Here is a 211-nt window from a genome sequence, read left to right on the forward strand (position 1 = left end):
GGTCACCACACCAATTGCCAGGTCTTTCCAACCGTTCTTGGCTCGATCCTCTGCAGCCAAGGCTTCAAAACGAACCTTGTCCCTCTCCTGGGCAGCCTTCACTCGTTCAACACGACTCTCCATCTGCTTGGTTGCCTGTTGGTAGGCCATCGCAAAGCGTTGGACAGACTGGAGTTTGGCGAAATCACCCGACTGATAAGTCCCTACAGTC

At 54.0% G+C, this 211-nt stretch carries 1 pseudogene; it reads right to left on the minus strand.

The annotated features are described in order from the left end of the window. Positions 1–211: pseudogene (locus tag ADH52_RS11885) on the minus strand (hypothetical protein); the annotation flags it as partial.

The sequence above is a fragment of the Streptococcus pseudopneumoniae genome (genome assembly GCF_001072665.1).
GTDB lineage: Bacteria > Bacillota > Bacilli > Lactobacillales > Streptococcaceae > Streptococcus > Streptococcus pseudopneumoniae_S.